Source organism: Nocardia sp. NPDC060220 (genome assembly GCF_042727815.1).
Lineage (GTDB): Bacteria > Actinomycetota > Actinomycetes > Mycobacteriales > Mycobacteriaceae > Nocardia.
In genome coordinates this window covers 1-2,775 of sequence record NZ_JBHWZY010000885.1, presented here as the reverse complement: position 1 = coordinate 2,775, position 2,775 = coordinate 1, and the positions used below count along the sequence as shown (strand labels likewise).

Genomic DNA, 2,775 nt, shown 5'->3' with positions numbered 1-2,775 from the left:
AAGCCGCCGGACACATCGTGATCGCCTGGATCTGGCTCGACAAGCTCCTCGCTGTCGGCGACCTGGACGGGTCTTTCTACGACGGCAAACGCATCGCGGCGCAGTACTTCTTCCGGTACGAATTGCCCAAGGTCGCACCGCAGCTGGCTCTGCTCGCCGAACTCGACCGAACCACCCTCGATACCGACCCAGCCTGGTTGTGAACCCCGTCCACCGCCCATCTCGATTACACCTCAGGAGATTTCGATGTCCCTACTCGAGCTGTTCGACATGACCGGCAAGGTCGTCATCGTCACCGGCGCTTCGTCCGGACTCGGAGTGTCGTTCGCTCAGGGCTTCGCCGATACCGGCGCCGACCTCGTTCTCGCCGCCCGCCGTGCCGACAAACTCACCGACACCGCGGAAACGGTACGGGCAGCCGGTCGGCGAGCCGTCATCGTCCCCGCCGACATCTCCGTTCCGGAACAGTGTCAGGCCGTCGTCGACGCCGCGATCTCGGAGTTCGGTCGAGTCGATGTGCTGATCAACAATGCCGGCGTCTCCACCGCACACCCGGCAACCCGAGAAACCCCGGAGCAGTTCCGCGCGGTCGTCGATATCAACCTCCACGGCTCGTATTGGATGGCGCAGGCCTGCGGCCGCGTCATGCCCGCAGGCGGATCGATCATCAATATCTCTAGCGTGCTCGGGCTCACCACCGCGGGGCTCCCGCAGGCCGCCTACAGCGCCAGCAAAGCCGCCGTCATCGGCCTGACCCGCGATCTGGCCCAGCAATGGGGCGCTCGGAAGGGAATTCGCGTCAACGCGCTGGCGCCTGGGTTCTTCCAGAGCGAGATGACCGACACCTACGACGACGGCTACGCCGCCTCCCTGATGCCACGAGTCGTTCTCGGACGACACGGTCACGGCGAGGAGATCGCGGCAACAGCTGTGTGGCTCGCTTCCGCCGCCGGTGGCTACGTCACGGGCCAGACCATCGCCGTCGACGGTGGTTTCACCATCACCTGAGCGTTCGCCCCGCGCTGCCCGCCGAGGACGCCCCTCTGCAACAGGGCATCAATCCATCCATACCGCTCCCCTGCCATCGGCAGGTGTTCATGACAGGACAACCCATGCTCTCCGAGGAACAAGGACTGATCGATGTGGCCCTAGTGTGGGAGCCGTTCGGCGGGCCACCGAGCGAGGAGCTCCTGGTCAGGTTCGGAATCTCGCGGCGGGTGTTCCACGATCGAGTCCGGCGGATCCTGAAAACGCGAGGTACCCGTCGAGATGAACCGTTGCGACAACATGCGCGACATGTGCTGCGCCGCTATCTAGCCGACGATCATGCTTCGACGTCGGTGTCCTCTAGCGCACCGAGCTAGGTCAGCTTCCAGGCGCGCTAAGCAGATTCGACGGCGGCGCCACCTCCATCCCTTCGCGACATCGTCGCCGCGGAATCACAACCAGATCCCTACACCTGAACCGTTTGGCAAATTATGTTCGAGCTCTTCACACCGCCCAGCCAAGAACCCGACGTCGTCATCCAGATCCACTGGGCCGACATCGGAGGCGAATGCTTGGACCTGTTCTACGAGGCTTGCGCCAGCGCGGCACACCGATTCGCAACCGCGTTCAACGCCACCCACGCCCACGACCACGCAGTCATGCGCGCCGGCACCGCCGCATTGTTGCTGCCCCGACTCCCCGGCGAACGAAACTGGGTAATCCCGTGACATCCGGTCCTGGGGTGTTTGGCTCATACAAAGGTCACTAGGGCCGAGTCCTGTCAGATCGGTCGCCTACAGACCCAGGTCTGTTCGGCGAATCTTCTGGTTGATCTCCAGATCGAGATACTCCTCGCGACCGAAATCCCCGGCCGCCGTTGTGAGTTCGAGGCGTGCACGCTCCTCCTGATGTCGTTGCGAGGGCGTCAGCGCTTGTCGTCTCTGATGTTCTGCACGGTGGTCGGCGAGCTCAGAGCTGATGGTCCGCTGTAGTGCTACGACAGCTGCGTCGCGTGCTGCGTCGTCGCTGCCGGCGGATAGAGCCTGATCGGCGAGACGACGATGTTCGTCTTCGATTGCGACGTGTTCAGCACGGGCTACCAGTTCGTTGGCAGTGCGGTTGGCCGCACGCGCGACTGCACGGGCGTGGTGGTGTGCTTCGGCGCGCTGGCGATGTTCACCAACCAAGGTGTTGATGTGTTCCTGCATTGTCTTGCGCTGGCGGCGCCGTGTCACCGACAGTGCTTCGATTTCCTCGCGCGCGGTGTCGAGTGCGACCGAGGTGGCATGGAGTTTACGGATGGCGGTGTCGAGTTCGTGGGCGCGCTGCCGGGCGGTTTGTTGTGCGCGGTCGGCGGCGTGGTGGTGTTCGGCCACAGTCGGATCGGGTTCGAGGGCGACGTTGTCGTGTCGAATGGGTGCGAAGAAGTCGGCCTCGGTGGCGATGTTTCCGAGTCGTAGACGGAGACCTTCGATTGCCTGGGTGAGTTCGTGATCGGTGAGGCGCTGCATCGAATCGAGCACTGGTTGCGGGTGTTCGGTGAGCGGGTTGTCGTGGAGCCACTGTTCGATGATGGCGCGTTGGGCGGGGTGGGGGGCTAGCCAATCTCGGCGCAGCATCGCCAACGCCGCAGGCGCGGGGTGTGTTTCGGTGAGGTGGGTGCATCGGGCCGTGATGTGATCGGCGGGGTCGTGGTCGGGGATTCCCGGTCGATCGATGTCGCGGCAGGAGTGGCACAGGCCGTCGTCGGAGTGGCGCGGCGGCACAGCGATGCTCGCGTTGCGGGAG

The 2,775-nt window shown here is 64.2% G+C and carries 4 protein-coding genes; 3 read left to right on the top strand and 1 reads right to left on the bottom strand.

Annotation, left to right across the window (positions count from 1 at the left end; translation table 11 throughout):
- The 3 genes from ACFWF3_RS31220 to ACFWF3_RS31210 all read left to right on the top strand — a co-directional run.
- On the top strand, positions 1–203 hold a 203-nt coding region (locus ACFWF3_RS31220; protein ID WP_379317329.1), incomplete at its 5' end, for an acyl-CoA dehydrogenase C-terminal domain-containing protein.
- 43 nt (positions 204–246) lie between these two features.
- A complete protein-coding gene (locus tag ACFWF3_RS31215) occupies positions 247–1,008 on the top strand; it encodes an SDR family NAD(P)-dependent oxidoreductase (protein WP_379317327.1) in 762 nt (253 codons plus the stop codon).
- Positions 1,009–1,478: 470 nt separating this feature from the next.
- Entirely contained in the window at positions 1,479–1,715 is a 237-nt protein-coding gene (locus ACFWF3_RS31210; RefSeq protein WP_379317325.1) for a hypothetical protein, read from the top strand.
- 66 nt (positions 1,716–1,781) lie between these two features.
- On the opposite strand, the gene ACFWF3_RS31205 is transcribed toward ACFWF3_RS31210, so the two are convergent.
- Positions 1,782–2,606: a hypothetical protein gene (locus ACFWF3_RS31205; RefSeq protein WP_379317323.1), complete on the bottom strand. Its 825-nt coding sequence runs from the start codon at positions 2,604–2,606 to the stop codon at positions 1,782–1,784.
- Between the last annotated feature and the right edge of the window lie 169 nt (positions 2,607–2,775).